The following is a 13,225-nucleotide window of genomic DNA, read 5'->3' on the forward strand; positions in this document are numbered from 1 at the left end:
CCCCGGACGGATCCCTCGTGAGCACCGCCATGCCTCCCGCCACCGACACCACGACCCCGGACCCCTCCGTCCGGGCGGCGCTGCGCTCCCCGCGGCTGCTGCGCACCGAGGTCCTCGGGGGGCTCGTCGTCGCGCTGGCCCTGATCCCCGAGGCGATCTCCTTCTCGATCATCGCCGGCGTGGACCCGAGGGTGGGGCTCTTCGCGTCCTTCACGATGGCGGTGTCGATCGCCTTCCTCGGTGGCCGGCCGGCGATGATCTCGGCGGCCACGGGTGCCGTCGCCCTCGTCATCGCCCCGCTCATGCGCGAGCACGGCTACGACCACCTCATCGCGACGGTCCTGCTCGCCGGTGTCATCCAGATCGCGCTCGGGGTCGCCGGGGCCGCGCGGCTGATGCGCTTCATCCCACGCCAGGTGATGGTTGGGTTCGTCAACGCGCTGGCCATCCTCATCTTCATCGCCCAGATCCCCCACCTCGTCGACGTGCCGTGGCTGGTCTACCCGATGATCGCGGTCGGCATCGCGATCATCGTCGGCTTCCCCCGGCTGACGAGGGTCATCCCGGCGCCGCTCATCGCGATCGTCGCGCTCACGGCCTTCGTCCTGATGGCTGGCGCCGGCGTGCCGGACGTCGCCGACCAAGGACAGCTGCCCGACAGCCTGCCGGCGCTCTTCCTCCCCGACGTGCCGCTCACCTGGCAGACCTTGCAGATCATCGGTCCCTACGCCCTGGCCATGGCCCTGGTCGGCCTGCTCGAGTCGCTGCTCACGGCCAAGCTCGTCGACGACATCACCGACACCCACTCCGACAAGACGCGCGAAGCCTGCGGGCAGGGCGCGGCCAATGTCATCACCGGCTTCTTCGGCGGCATGGGCGGCTGCGCGATGATCGGGCAGACGATGATCAACGTCAAGGCGTCAGGGGCCCGCACCCGGATCTCGACCTTCCTCGCGGGCGTCTTCCTGCTGATCCTCGTCGTCGGCTTCGGCGACATCGTCGGCCTCATCCCCATGGCCGCGCTCGTCGCGGTGATGATCATGGTCTCCGTCGGCACCTTCGACTGGCACTCGATCCGTCCCGCCACCCTGCGTCGCATGCCGAAGTCGGAGACCACCGTCATGCTCGCCACGGTCGCGGTCACCGTCACGACGCACAACCTCGCGATCGGCGTCATCGTCGGCGTGCTCGTCGCGATGGTGCTCTTCGCCCGCCGGGTCGCCCACCTCACGCAGACCCACCGCGAGCTCGTGGAGGACGAAGGGGGCGTCACCGCCGTCTACCGCGTCACCGGAGAGCTCTTCTTCGCCTCGAGCAACGACCTGTACACGCAATTCGACTACGTCGGCGACCCCGAGCGGGTGCGCATCGACCTCACCGACAGCCACATCTGGGATGCCTCCACGGTGGCCGCCCTCGACGCGATCGCCACCAAGTACGAGCGCAAGGGCAAGAGCGTCGAGGTGACCGGTCTCAACGCGGCGAGCGCTGAGCGCCACGACCGGCTCAGCGGCGACCTCGGGATGCACTGATCTCGGCAGTCAAGGACAAGGCGCGTGTCTCGTCACGCGCTGTGTCCTTGAACCGCGGCGTGCGCCGAGCGCCATCACCCCTGCGCCGAGGACGCTCCCCACGGCGTACCAGCCGATGTCCCGCGGGTCGAAGCCTGACCCCAGCAGCAGGCTCAGGGCGGGCAACCGCGCCGGGATACCCGTGAGCTGGGCCAGCTCGACGAGCACGCAGGCGACGAAGGCCGCCCCCGCCACCGCCGCGGGCCGACCACGCCACAGCACCGAGATCGCGAAGCACGCTGCCATCGCGTAGAGCACGCTGCCCGCGGCGTCGGCCCAGGCCAGCTGCCGGACGAGCTGCACGGCCAGCCCGGCCACGACGACTGCGGCGAGGCACGAGGCGGAGAGGACGCGGGGCACGGGCGCCATCCCACTCCATCGACCTGAGCCCGACCTGTGGACCCGCCGACCGTGGCCCGGCCCGTCCACCGGGCGTGGCAGGCTCGGCCCGTGCCCGGTCACACCGTCCTGCAGCTACCCGTCCCCGCCCTCGAGGGCTGGGTCAGGGAGCGCACCCGCCACTACGACACGGGCTTCGTCTCGACCGACCCGGGCTTCGGCCATGCGCACATCACGGCACTGGCCCCCTTCGCCCGCTCGCCAAGGCCCGAGCAGCTGGCGATGATCGCCGACATCGCGGCCTCTACCGCGCCGATCACGGTGCGGCTGAACGAGATCGACCAGTTTCCCGACGGGATCATCCATCTGCGACCGGTGCCTGACCACCCCCTTCGCTCCCTGACGGACGCCCTCGTGGCGGCCTTCCCGCAGTACCCGCCCTATGCAGGGAAGTTCGGCCCGCACGCGGACCCGCACCTCACCCTCGATGCGGCCTCCGACGTGGTGTCGGTCGAGTCGACCAGGCGTCTGGTCGCCGGACTGGTGCCGGTGACGTGCACGCTCACCGAGCTGCAGCTGACCTGGTGGGAGAGCGATCGCTGCCACGTCATGCAGCAGTGGTCGCTCAACCCAGGAGGCTGAGCCCCGGTCCCTCGAGGTCGGCGAGCGCCACGGACCGGCCCGAGATCACCATGAGCAGAGCCAGCGCCGGCCCACGGACCTCTGGTCCGTCGCCGATGGACAGCTCGACATCGTTGGCGTGCAGGGTGACGCGCTCGGCGCGCTGGCGGCCGCCACCCAGGCCCTCGGAGACGCGGGCCTGGTAGCGCAGGGCCCGCTCGACACCGTCGGCGGAGTAGTCGTGCCAGATCCCCAGCGGCCGACGGATGTCCTCACCGTGGAGCACCTCCTCGACGAGACGGCTGTCCACCGGGGCGGGCGGACCGCTGCGCCGTGGGGCGACCTCACGCAGCCGGCTGAGCGTCTCGCGCGGGGTGGCGCCCTGGTTGCGCTCCATGCCCTGCTGGTTCTGCCGGTCGAAGTTGCCGCGCGCCCTCGCCATCGCCCACACCACGCCGAAGGGGGTGGCCCTCGCGTTGTCGACGAGGTGCGCCGCGACGTCGTGCACGCTCCACCCTTCGCAGAGCGAGGGCTCGCGCCACTGCTCGTCGGTCAGTCGCTCGAGGTCGTCGGCGAGCGCTGCTCGCTCGGCATGGACCAGTTCCCAGACGTCTGTCATGAGTTCACCCTGTCATCCCGGACCGACAGCGGCGACCCTTCGAGACGGTCGCGGAGCGACCTCCTCAGGGAGCGGGGGTGACGGGCCCAGGGTGGCGACCTCCTCAGGGAGCGGAGGCGTCGGGCCCAAGGTGGCGGCCTCCTCAGGGAGCGGGGGGCGACGGGCCTAGGGTGGCGAGCATGGCACCTGAGCAGAGCGAGTGGATGCGGATCGTCGCGGAGGACCCCCACCACTCCCAGTGGTACATCGACCGTTTCCGCGAGATGGCTGCCCGAGGCGACGACCTCGACGGCGAGGCCCGTCTCGTCGACGCGATGCTCCCGCGCGGGGCCCGGGTCCTCGACGCCGGCTGCGGTCCCGGCCGAGTCGGCGGCCGGCTGCACGAGCTCGGCCACGACGTCACCGGCGCCGACGTCGACCCCGCCCTCATCGCCGCCGCGCAGGAGGACCACCCGGGTCCCCGCTGGGTCGTCAGCGACCTGTCCTCGCTCGACCTGCGCGACGACGACGGGGAGCGGACTCCCTTCGACCTCATCGTGTGCGCGGGCAATGTCATGACCTTCCTCGCGCCGAGCACCCGCGGGGATGTGCTGGCCGGCTTCGCCGACCACCTCGCGGAAGGAGGGCGCGCGGTCATCGGCTTCGGCGCGGACCGCGGCTATGCCTTCGACGACTTCCTCTCGGACGCGACCGAGGCGGGCCTGCACGAGCAGGTCCGCCTCGGTGGGTGGGCTCTGGAGCCCTGGACGCAGGACGCTGGCTTCATGGTCAGCATCCTGAGCCGCTGAGCGTCAGGCGACGGGCCGTCCCTGCAGGACCCGCCAGGTGTAGGCGGTCGCGATGGACAGCACCGGCGTGACGACGAGGGTGCCGATGCCGCAGGTGCAGATGGCCAGGATGATCAGGCCGATCGCGACGAGGAGCAGCAGCAGGTTCTCGCCGAGGTGCTCCTTGACGAAGGTGAAGCTCGCGCCGAGGGCGTCGGTGGCCGAGCGCCCCTCGAGGACCGCGTAGTTGGTGTAGTAGAGCAGGAACAGCACGATGATCCCGGGGATGATGCACAGGACGAACCCGATGGTCGTCGCGACCCACATGATCAGTCCGGCCAGGAGCGCCTGGCCCCACGGGATGCGGCTGAACATCGCACCGAAGGACGTGCGTCCGGTGTCGACGACGTCGAGCGCACCGCGCACCAGCGCCAGGCCGAGGGCCCACGAGACGAAGCCGGTGACGAAGCTGCTGGTGAGGCTGGCGATCTGCGTCTTGACGAAGTCGTCCGGCAGGCCCGTCGCCGGGTCGACCTCGCTGCCCGTGTTGAACGCGCTACCGGTGATCGCGAAGTTGATCAGCAGGTTCAGCCCGAAACCGAGGACGAGGATGATCGCGGTGAGCCCGAGGAAGGGCCCGAGGTTCTGGGTGAACTTGGTCCAGCCGTACTTCACGGCATCGATCGGGCTGTACGCGCCGGAGGCCCCACCGCTCGGCGGCGGCATGCTGCCACCCCCGTAGGGCGGCTGACCACCGTACGGAGGCTGACCACCGTACGGAGGCTGGCCGCCGTAGGGAGGCTGGCCGCCGTAGGGAGGCAGGCCGCCCATCGGCGGAGGCGAGCCGTAGGGGGGCTGGCCGGGCGGCGGCGGCTGGTTCGGTGGCGGTGGCGGCTGGTAGCTCATGGGCACACCCAATCCCGCCCGCGATCGTGACGCAAGGACGACACGGCGAAGGGGAGCGTTCCCCGCGTCGCATTGCGCGCTCAGGCCTGCACGAGCAGGTCTGCGCGCTCAGGCCTGAACGAGCAGGTCCCGCGTGATGTCCGCGATCGATGCGGCACCGACGAGCCCCATCGTCAGGTCGAGCTCACCGAGGACGTTGTCGATGACCGCGCTGACCCCGGCGGCCCCGTCGAGCGCGAGCCCGTAGACGTGCGGGCGACCGAGCAGGCACGCGTCGGCCCCGAGCGCGAGGGCGACGAAGAGGTCTGCACCGGACCGCACCCCGCTGTCCATGAGGACGGTCGGGTCCGGGCCGACGGCCTGGCGCACCCGCACGAGCGCGTCAAGGGCCGCGATCGACCGATCCACCTGGCGCCCACCGTGGTTGGACACGACGACTGCGTCGACGCCGGCGTCGAAGGCCCGCCGTGCGTCGTCCTCGTGGAGCACGCCCTTGAGCACCACGGGCAGGCTCGTGCGCTCCCGGAGCGTGGCGATGTGCTCCCACGACAGGCCCGGGTTGGAGTAGATGTCGAGGAAGGTCTCGACCGCCGCCCGCGGCTCGGGCGAGCGCAGGTTGTCGCGCACCCCGCCGGGGTGCGTGCGGGACATCGAGAGCAGGGTGCCGACTCCCCCCTTCGCCGCCCTGGCCGCACGCAGCGGTCGTCGCGGGTCGATACCGAGCGACTGCGCCGCCCGCGCACCAGCACCGAGCCGCTCGCGGACGAGCTGCATGAATCGCGGGTCCGAGGTGTACTGCGCGATCCCCTCGCCCCGGGCGAAGGGCAGCGAACCCAGATCGAGGTCCTGGGTACGCCACCCGAGCATCGTCGTGTCGAGCGTGACCACGAGGGCCTGCGCGCCCGCGGCCTCCGCGCGGCCGATCATCGAGTCGACGAGCTGCTCGTCCGTGGACCAGTACAGCTGGTACCAGAAGGGGGTGCCGGCCATCGCCCGTGCCGTCGCCTCCATCGGTGAGCAGCCCTGGCAGGAGAAGACATAGGGAATCCCACTGGCGTGCGCGCCCTCGGCGATGTGCAGGTCCGCGTCCTGCGCGACGAGACCCGCCGCGCCGACCGGGGCGAGGAGGAGTGGTGCAGCGAGCTCGGTCCCGAGCACCGTGGTCCGCAGGTCGCGCTCGGTGGTCGCGTGGAGCATCCGCGGCACGACCTGCCACCGGTCGAAGGCAGCCCGGTTGGCCCTCATCGTCGCGCCCGACCCGGCACCGCCGGCGATGTACGCCCACGCCCTGCGGCTCATCACCGACTGCGCCCGGCTCTCGAGCCGAGCCATGTCGGTCGGCACGGTGGGCGTGACGCCGAGGGCACCGGGTCGGTAGATCGCGTCCTGCCGCGCGCGACCGCGACCGGCAGCCGAGGGCAGAGGGGTCTGGTGCGTGCTCATGGCCCGAGGGTAGGTGAAGTGGCACACACCCGTGAGGACGGCGAAAGCGGACGTTCACCCCGCCGACATGGGCTTTGCGCGCGTTTTCGTGCGTTTGGCGTCATTAGCCTTCTGTGCACCCCCGGGTTACCTTGCGTTCAGCCACACCCACAACACCACACCGGAAGGAACGCATGCCGACGCCACCCCTGGGGATCGCGACCATCGTCCTGCTGCTCGTCATCTTCTACGGACTGACCATGGTCATGTCCCTCAAGATCAGCCGCGGCCACGAGAACGCGGACGAGTACATGACGGCCGGCCACAACATCGGCTTCGGCATCTCCGCAGCATCGATGACGGCGACCTGGATCTGGGCCTCCTCGATGTACGCCTCGGTCACCTCGGGCTACACGTACGGCATCTCCGGACCGATCCACTACGGGCTGTGGGGCGCCCTGATGATCCTCTTCATCTACCCCTTCGGCCGGCGCATCCGCAAGGTCGCACCCAACGCGCACACCCTCGCCGAGGTCATGCGCGCGCGGCACGGTCGCTCGAGCCAGCTGATGCTCGCGATCTCCAATGTCCTGGGCAGCGTCATCTCGCTGATGTCCAACTTCATCGCCGGTGGTGCGCTCATCTCGATGCTCTCGCCGATGACCTTCATCCAGGGCGTCATCATGATCGCGGCCGGGGTCCTGCTCTACACGGTGTGGTCCGGCTTCCGCGCGTCCGTGCTCACCGACTTCGCCCAGGTCGTCGCGATGCTGCTCGCGGTGATCATCCTCGTGCCGACCTTCTTCTTCATCCTCGGCGGCCCCGACCTGCTGCGAGAGGGCGCCAGCAACCTCACACCCCAGCAGTCCAACTTCTTCTCGTCCGACGCCTTCCTCCGTCAGGGCGCTCCCTACATCGCGGCCGTCCTCGCCTACGCCATCGGCAACCAGACGATCGCGCAGCGGCTCTTCGCGGTACGTGAGGACCTCATCAAGCCGACCTTCATCACCGCGACCATCGGCTACGGCGCGACGATCATCGGCATCGGCATGCTGGGTGTGCTCGCCCTCTACTCAGGCATCAGCCCTGCCGGGGGCGACCCCAACAACCTGCTCCCGCAGCTGGCCGCGACCCACCTGACCACGCCGCTCATCGTCGTCTTCTTCGTCATGATCATCGGCTCGCTGTCCTCGACGGCCGACTCCGACCTCGCGGCGCTGTCCTCGATCGTCATGACCGACATCTACGGCGAGCGCGCCCGTCGTGAGGGCCGGATCAACCCCAGGACGATGCTGCTCATCGGTCGTCTGACGATGGTCATCGCGACCGTCGCCGCCGTGCTCTTCGCGGCGTTGGAGCTCAACATCCTCGACCTGCTCGTCTTCGTCGGGGCGATGTGGGGTTGTCTCGTCTTCCCCGTCATCGCCTCCTTCTACTGGACGCGGATCACCAACTCGGCCTTCACCGTCTCGGTGCTCGTCGCCTTCGCGATCTTCCTGCCGGTGCGTTTCTCCTGGCTGCCCGACTCCGGCGCTCTCGACCTCGTCATCGACGTGGTGGGCATCATCGGGGCCGGCATCGTCATCGGTCTGATGGCCTTCGGCTTCTTCGGTCCCAAGGTGGGCCTGGTCGTCGGGACACTCTTCGCGGTGGGGGTCGCCCCCTTCGCCATCGGGGTGATCTCGCTGTACCCGGCCCTGTCCGGCTCGCTGACCGCCTACGCCGTCTCGACGATCGTCTGCGTCGCCATGTCGCTGATGTCGCGAGGGGAACCCTTCGACTTCTCCCTCATCGCGTCGCGCACCGCTGACTTCACCACCGACGCGCCGGACGCCGATCGCGACGGCGACCTCGATCTCGACCTCGCGCCCACCCGCTCCTGACCGGAAGGACCACACATGTCCATCGCAGCACTCACCGTCTACGTCCTCGTCTGGCCCGTCATCGTGGCCGCCATCCTCGTCGTCATCTGCGTCGGCTTCTACAAGGAGTGGCGCTCGGCCAAGAACGAAGGCCGACGGATCATCTGATCGTTGGTGCGTGACGCCGTCAGCGGGTAGGACGGGGTCATGCGGCACAGCAGCCCGGACGAGCCGGGGATCACCCGACGGCGGCGGGGGCGTGGCTTCAGCCACCACCTGCCCTCCGGTCGGCTCGTCGACGCAGCCACCCGCGAGCGCATCGACGCGCTGGCCGTGCCGCCCGCGTGGCGGGAGGTGTGGATCTGCACCGATCCCGCAGCGCACCTGCTGGCGACCGGCGTCGACGAGGCCGGCCGCACGCAGTACCTCTACCACCCGCGGTGGAGGGCGGCCCGAGACCGCGAGAAGTTCGACCGGGTCCTCGAGCTCGCCCCGCTCCTCCCCGGGATGCGCCGACGGTTGCGCGCCGACCTGGGTGCCCGCGGGCTCACCCGGGCACGCGTCACGGCGGCAGCGTTGTGGCTGCTCGACACCGGCCGGCTGCGCGTCGGGTCCACCGCCTACGAGGAGGAGCACGGGTCGCACGGCGTCTCCACCCTGCTCGCCGACCACCTGCACGGCTCGCAGGGCGGGGTGGAGCTGACCTTCCCGGCGAAGGGAGGACAGCACGCCTGCGTCGTCGTCACCGACGAGGACGTCGTGCGCGCGCTGCGGGCACTGCGCCGCGCGGGGCGGAAGGGCGAGCACCTGCTCCGGTACCGCGACGGGTCGACCTGGCAGGACCTGGGCGCCGCGGCGGTCGGTGACCGGTTCTCCGAGCTCGCCGGAGAGGCCCACACCGTCAAGGACCTGCGCACGTGGGCCGCGACGGTCACCGCAGCCGAGTCGTTGGCGGCCTCGTCCAGCGCGGGGGTCGAGGAGGCCCTGCGTCTCCGAGGCGCCCCTCTCGAGCACAGCGACGCGGTCCGACGACGGGTCGAGCGCGAGCTGGTCGAGCTGCTGAGGGACTGACGCATGTCCCGGGGCCCCCGGGGTAGGACCATGGACATGATCGAAGGATGGCCACTGGCTCTCGGCTGGCTGATCCTGCTGGTGCTGATCGGCACCTTGGCATGGTTCGTCCTGCGCAGGCAGCCATGAGACGCCGAGCGCTCGGCGGGGCGCTGTCGGCCGTCGTCCTGTCGGTGGCCCTGTCCGGCTGCGTCACCCCAGCGTTGGACTCCGGAGCATTTCGGCAGAACGCGCGCGCAGCGGTCGGGTCGGGCCTGTCCGAGACGGCCACGGCGACCCTGACCGTCGAGATGATCCTGCGCGACCGGGTCACGTCCGCCGTCGCGGACACCAGCCTCAGTACCTGCGAGGACGCGATCGGTCCCATCGAGGACAGCTTCGGCAAGGTGCAACCTCCCCACGGCCGCGACGACTCCCTTCGCACCGACGTCCTCGACACCCTGGGTGACGCCGACGACGCCATCGCCGACGCCCGTATCGCTGCCCGGCGGGACGACGCGAGCGGGCTGCGGCAGGCCCTGACCGACCTACGGTCCGTGACCAAGGACTTCGAGCAGCTCGAGCGGGGACTGGGATGAAGAAGGTCCTCGGTCTCCTCCTCGGTCTGCTCACCGCCATCGGCGGCTTCGTCGACATCGGTGACATCGTCACGGCCGGCGTCGTCGGGTCCCGCTTCGGTCTGTCACTGACCTGGGTCCTCGTCCTCGGGACCTTCAGCATCTGCGTCTTCGCGGAGATGAGCGGGCGGGTCGCCGCCGTGAGCGGTCGGCCCACCTTCGACCTCATCCGGGAGCGCTTCGGTCCTCGTCTCGGGCTGCTCAACCTCCTCGGCTCCATGGCAGTCACGCTGCTGACCTTCATCGCCGAGATCGGTGGCGTCGCCCTAGCGCTGCAGCTGGCCACCAGCGTCAACCCGTACCTGTGGATCCCGGTCGTCGCGGCCGCGCTCTGGCTGGTCTTCTGGCGGGTGAAGTTCTCCGCCCTGGAGAACACCTTCGGCCTCGGTGGCCTGGCGCTCATCGTCTTCGCGGTCGCCGTGTGGCAGCTCTCGCCGGACTGGTCGCAGCTGTGGCACCAGGCCTCCCGGGCCGCCATGCCGCAGCCCGAGGGCATCCCCACCTACTGGTACTACGCGATCGCCATCTTCGGCGCGACGATGACTCCCTACGAGGTCTTCTTCTTCTCCTCCGGCGGCGTCGAGGAGAGGTGGAAGCCCAAGGACATCGCGATGATGCGCGGCAACGTCTTCCTCGGGTTCCCCCTGGGCGCACTGCTGTCGCTGGCCATCACGGCCTGCGCCGCCATCGTCTTCCTCCCCCTGTCCATCGAGGTCGGCGAGCTGAGCCAGACGGTGCTGCCCGTGGGCATCGCCCTCGGCAAGATCGGCATCGCGATCGCCCTGCTCGGGCTCTTCGCCGCCACCTTCGGCGCCGCGTGCGAGACCGGGCTGTCGGTGGGCTACAGCATCTGCCAGTACTTCGGCTGGCAGTGGGGCAAGTTCGCGGAGCCGAAGCACGCCACGCGCTTCCACACGATCCTGCTCCTGCTGTGCATCCTCGGTCCCGGCGTGCTGCTCACCACGGTCGACCCGATCATGGTGACCGAGTACTCCGTGGTCTTCAGCGCGATCGCCCTGCCCCTGACGTACCTGCCGATCCTCATCGTCGCCAACGACCGCACCTACATGGGAGACCACGCCAACGGCCGCATCGCCAACGTGCTCGGCACGGCCGTGCTCATCCCGGTCGTCGTCGCCTCCGCGGCCGCGATCCCGCTGATGATCGTCACGAGGGTGGGGCAGTGACCATGGCTGAAACCACCAGCACACGCACCTTCGACGCCAGCATCCTCATCCGCCTGCTCGACCACCAGATCGTCGACGGGGACGGACGACTCATCGGCAAGGTCGACGACCTCGCCCTGCGCGAGGACGGTGACGAGCTCGTCGTCGAGTGGCTCATGGTGGGGCCGGCCGCGCTCGCCCCTCGCTATCCCGGTCGCCTGGGGCGGTGGGGCTGGGCCATCTGGCGACGTCTCAACGACCCGGAGGACCCGGGGGTCGTCATGGTCCCCCTGTCCGAGATCGAGGAGATCAGCTCCGAGGTCCTGGTGGGAGACGCCGCCCGTGACGCCCTGCTGGCTTCCTTCGGCCTCGAGAGCTGGTTGCGCCGCAACCTCATCGGCCGCATCCCCGGGGCGAAGGGAGCAGACCCCGCCCCCGCGGAGGACACCGAACCGCCGCCGCCGTGGGCCCGCGCGGAGCGGCCGGAGGTGCCCGAGCGTGGACGCGCGGGTGGGACGCACCGCCTGACGGAGCTCCTCGCCATGACCGTGCACGGCCACGACAGGACCTCTCGCGGCTGCGTCACCGACCTGCACGGCCAGGGCACGCCGGACGGGACGGGGATCCGACTCACCCGGGTGCTCGTCGGTCCACGGCTGGCGGGGTCGAAGCTCGGGTACTCGTCCGACGAGCAGGCTGGTCCACGGGCGATCAGCTGGGTCGTCGACCGGTTGCACCGCACCGCGCACTGGCACGACTGGTCCGACCTGCGCTCCGTCTCGTGGGAGGAGCGGGGCGTCGAGATGGACCCGCACGACGATGCACGGTTGGGACGGTCGGCCGCCGGGTAACGCACGCCTGAACCGATGCCGAGGAGGCAACGATGAAGGCCGTGACCTGGCAGTCCCCCGAGACCCTCGAGGTCCTCGACGTCCCCGACCCACGGATCGAGGAGCCGACCGACGCGATCGTGCGGGTCACGTCGACCGCGATCTGCGGCTCCGACCTGCACCTCTACGGGGTGCTCGCGCCGTACCTGCAGTCCGGCGACGTCCTCGGTCACGAGGCCATGGGCATCGTCGAGGAGGTCGGCAGCGAGACCGGCGACCTGGCCGTCGGCGACCGGGTGGTCGTGCCCTTCAACATCGCCTGCGGGCACTGCTGGATGTGCAGCCGCGGGCTGCAGTCGCAGTGCGAGACCACCCAGGTGCGGGAGCAGGCCAAGGGGGCCGCGCTCTTCGGCTACTCGAGCCTCTACGGCTCCGTCCCGGGCGGGCAGGCGGAGTACCTGCGAGTACCGCAGGCGCAGTACGGACCGGTGGTGGTGCCGGAGACCGGCTCCGACGAGCGCTACCTCTATCTCTCGGACGTCCTGCCCACCGCGTGGCAGGCCGCACGCTACGCCGACGTCGGCGAGGACGACGCCGTCGTCGTCATGGGGCTGGGCCCCATCGGCCAGATGACCGCGCGTTCCGCCCTGCAGCAGGGCGCCGAGCGGGTCATCGGGGTCGACCTCGTCGACGAGCGCCTGGTGATGGCTGCCGCCCACGGCATGGAGACGGTGGACGTACGCACGGTCGACGACCTCCCTTCGACCATCGCGGAGATGACTGACGGCCGCGGCGCTGATCGGGTCATCGACGCCGTGGGGATGGAGGCGCACGGCAACCCGGTCGCCGAGCGCGTCATCGGCGCTACGAGCCGGATGCCGAAGCCCTTGGCCCGCAAGGCCATCGAGACCTTCGGCATCGACCGGCTGAAGGTGCTGCACCAGTGCTTCGACGTCGTGCGCCGCGGCGGCACGGTGTCGCTGAGCGGTGTCTACGGCGGCATGGCCGACCCGATGCCCCTCATGAAGATGTTCGACAAGCAGGTGACCGTGCGGATGGGGCAGGCCAATGTCCGTCGGTGGACCGACGAGCTGCTCGAGATGGTCTCGCGCGAGGAGGACGTCTTCGACGTCGAGGGGCTGGCCACGCACCGCGTCCCGCTCGCCGACGCGCCGGAGGCCTACCGCACCTTCCGCGACAAGGCGGACGGCTGCATCAAGGTGGTGCTCACGCCCTGAGGCGCACCACACCGAGACCGACCAGCGGGGCCCAGAGGACCTTCAGCGGCCAGATGAGCCCGATGGTGAGGAAGCCCACACCGAGGTACTGGGTGAAGTACAGCGCGGTGATGAGCCGGAACCGCTCTGCACCAAGGATCTCGACGGTTCGCGGATCGGTCGTCAGGGGCGCGGCCACGGCGGTCCTCGAGGGTCG

At 70.2% G+C, this 13,225-nt stretch carries 15 protein-coding genes; 10 read left to right on the forward strand and 5 right to left on the reverse strand.

Features of this window, described 5'->3' with window-relative positions; translation table 11 throughout:
• The first annotated feature begins 29 nt into the window (after window positions 1-29).
• Window positions 30-1,532, forward strand: a complete 1,503-nt coding sequence (locus ASG73_RS00535) for a SulP family inorganic anion transporter (protein ID WP_055991228.1) — start codon at window positions 30-32, stop codon at window positions 1,530-1,532.
• Between the two features lie 9 nt (window positions 1,533-1,541).
• On the opposite strand, the gene ASG73_RS00540 is transcribed toward ASG73_RS00535, so the two are convergent.
• Entirely contained in the window at window positions 1,542-1,940 is a 399-nt protein-coding gene (locus ASG73_RS00540; RefSeq protein WP_055989273.1) for a DUF2809 domain-containing protein, read from the reverse strand.
• Window positions 1,941-2,021: 81 nt separating this feature from the next.
• On the opposite strand from ASG73_RS00540, the gene ASG73_RS00545 reads away from it, so the two are divergent.
• Window positions 2,022-2,552 (forward strand): 2'-5' RNA ligase family protein, encoded by a 531-nt coding sequence (locus tag ASG73_RS00545; RefSeq protein ID WP_055991231.1) that lies wholly within the window; start codon window positions 2,022-2,024, stop codon window positions 2,550-2,552.
• Here ASG73_RS00545 and ASG73_RS00550 read toward each other — a convergent pair.
• On the reverse strand, window positions 2,536-3,150 hold the full coding sequence (locus ASG73_RS00550; protein WP_055989276.1) for a maleylpyruvate isomerase family mycothiol-dependent enzyme: 615 nt from the start codon (window positions 3,148-3,150) through the stop codon (window positions 2,536-2,538). The genes ASG73_RS00545 and ASG73_RS00550 overlap by 17 nt on opposite strands.
• Window positions 3,151-3,329: 179 nt before the next feature.
• On the opposite strand from ASG73_RS00550, the gene ASG73_RS00555 reads away from it, so the two are divergent.
• Window positions 3,330-3,938 carry a class I SAM-dependent methyltransferase gene (locus ASG73_RS00555; protein WP_055989278.1) on the forward strand — a complete coding sequence of 203 codons (609 nt, stop codon included), beginning with the start codon at window positions 3,330-3,332 and terminating at the stop codon, window positions 3,936-3,938.
• Between the two features lie 3 nt (window positions 3,939-3,941).
• On the opposite strand, the gene ASG73_RS00560 is transcribed toward ASG73_RS00555, so the two are convergent.
• Both ASG73_RS00560 and ASG73_RS00565 read right to left on the reverse strand, forming a co-directional pair.
• Entirely contained in the window at window positions 3,942-4,823 is an 882-nt protein-coding gene (locus tag ASG73_RS00560) for a hypothetical protein (RefSeq protein WP_156466077.1), read from the reverse strand.
• Window positions 4,824-4,931: 108 nt separating this feature from the next.
• The gene (locus ASG73_RS00565) at window positions 4,932-6,266 is read right to left on the reverse strand and encodes an alpha-hydroxy-acid oxidizing protein (RefSeq protein ID WP_055991234.1); all 1,335 of its coding nucleotides are present in this window, start codon (window positions 6,264-6,266) and stop codon (window positions 4,932-4,934) included.
• A gap of 173 nt (window positions 6,267-6,439) precedes the next feature.
• On the opposite strand from ASG73_RS00565, the gene ASG73_RS00570 reads away from it, so the two are divergent.
• The 7 genes from ASG73_RS00570 to ASG73_RS00595 all read left to right on the forward strand — a co-directional run bounded on the left by ASG73_RS00570 (window position 6,440) and on the right by ASG73_RS00595 (window position 13,029).
• Window positions 6,440-8,128 (forward strand): sodium:solute symporter family protein, encoded by a 1,689-nt coding sequence (locus tag ASG73_RS00570; protein WP_055989284.1) that lies wholly within the window; start codon window positions 6,440-6,442, stop codon window positions 8,126-8,128.
• Between the two features lie 15 nt (window positions 8,129-8,143).
• Complete coding sequence (locus ASG73_RS18225; RefSeq protein ID WP_235499317.1) at window positions 8,144-8,275, forward strand: putative transporter small subunit; 132 nt, start codon at window positions 8,144-8,146, stop codon at window positions 8,273-8,275.
• Between the two features lie 39 nt (window positions 8,276-8,314).
• Window positions 8,315-9,178, forward strand: coding sequence for a DNA topoisomerase IB (locus ASG73_RS00575; RefSeq protein WP_055989287.1), 864 nt, complete (start codon window positions 8,315-8,317; stop codon window positions 9,176-9,178).
• 125 nt (window positions 9,179-9,303) lie between these two features.
• On the forward strand, window positions 9,304-9,756 hold the full coding sequence (locus tag ASG73_RS00580; RefSeq protein ID WP_055989290.1) for a hypothetical protein: 453 nt from the start codon (window positions 9,304-9,306) through the stop codon (window positions 9,754-9,756).
• A complete protein-coding gene (locus ASG73_RS00585) occupies window positions 9,753-10,982 on the forward strand; it encodes an NRAMP family divalent metal transporter (protein WP_055989294.1) in 1,230 nt (409 codons plus the stop codon). The genes ASG73_RS00580 and ASG73_RS00585 overlap by 4 nt, the downstream gene beginning before the upstream one ends.
• Before the next feature lie 2 nt (window positions 10,983-10,984).
• Window positions 10,985-11,812, forward strand: a complete 828-nt coding sequence (locus ASG73_RS00590) for a hypothetical protein (RefSeq protein ID WP_055989296.1) — start codon at window positions 10,985-10,987, stop codon at window positions 11,810-11,812.
• A 32-nt stretch (window positions 11,813-11,844) separates the two neighbouring features.
• On the forward strand, window positions 11,845-13,029 hold the full coding sequence (locus tag ASG73_RS00595; protein ID WP_055989299.1) for a zinc-dependent alcohol dehydrogenase: 1,185 nt from the start codon (window positions 11,845-11,847) through the stop codon (window positions 13,027-13,029).
• Here the strand turns inward: ASG73_RS00595 and ASG73_RS00600 are convergent.
• Window positions 13,019-13,207 (reverse strand): hypothetical protein, encoded by a 189-nt coding sequence (locus tag ASG73_RS00600; protein WP_055989302.1) that lies wholly within the window; start codon window positions 13,205-13,207, stop codon window positions 13,019-13,021. The genes ASG73_RS00595 and ASG73_RS00600 overlap by 11 nt on opposite strands.
• Window positions 13,208-13,225 lie beyond the last annotated feature (18 nt).

The sequence above is a fragment of the Janibacter sp. Soil728 genome, from assembly GCF_001428305.1.
GTDB lineage: Bacteria > Actinomycetota > Actinomycetes > Actinomycetales > Dermatophilaceae > Janibacter.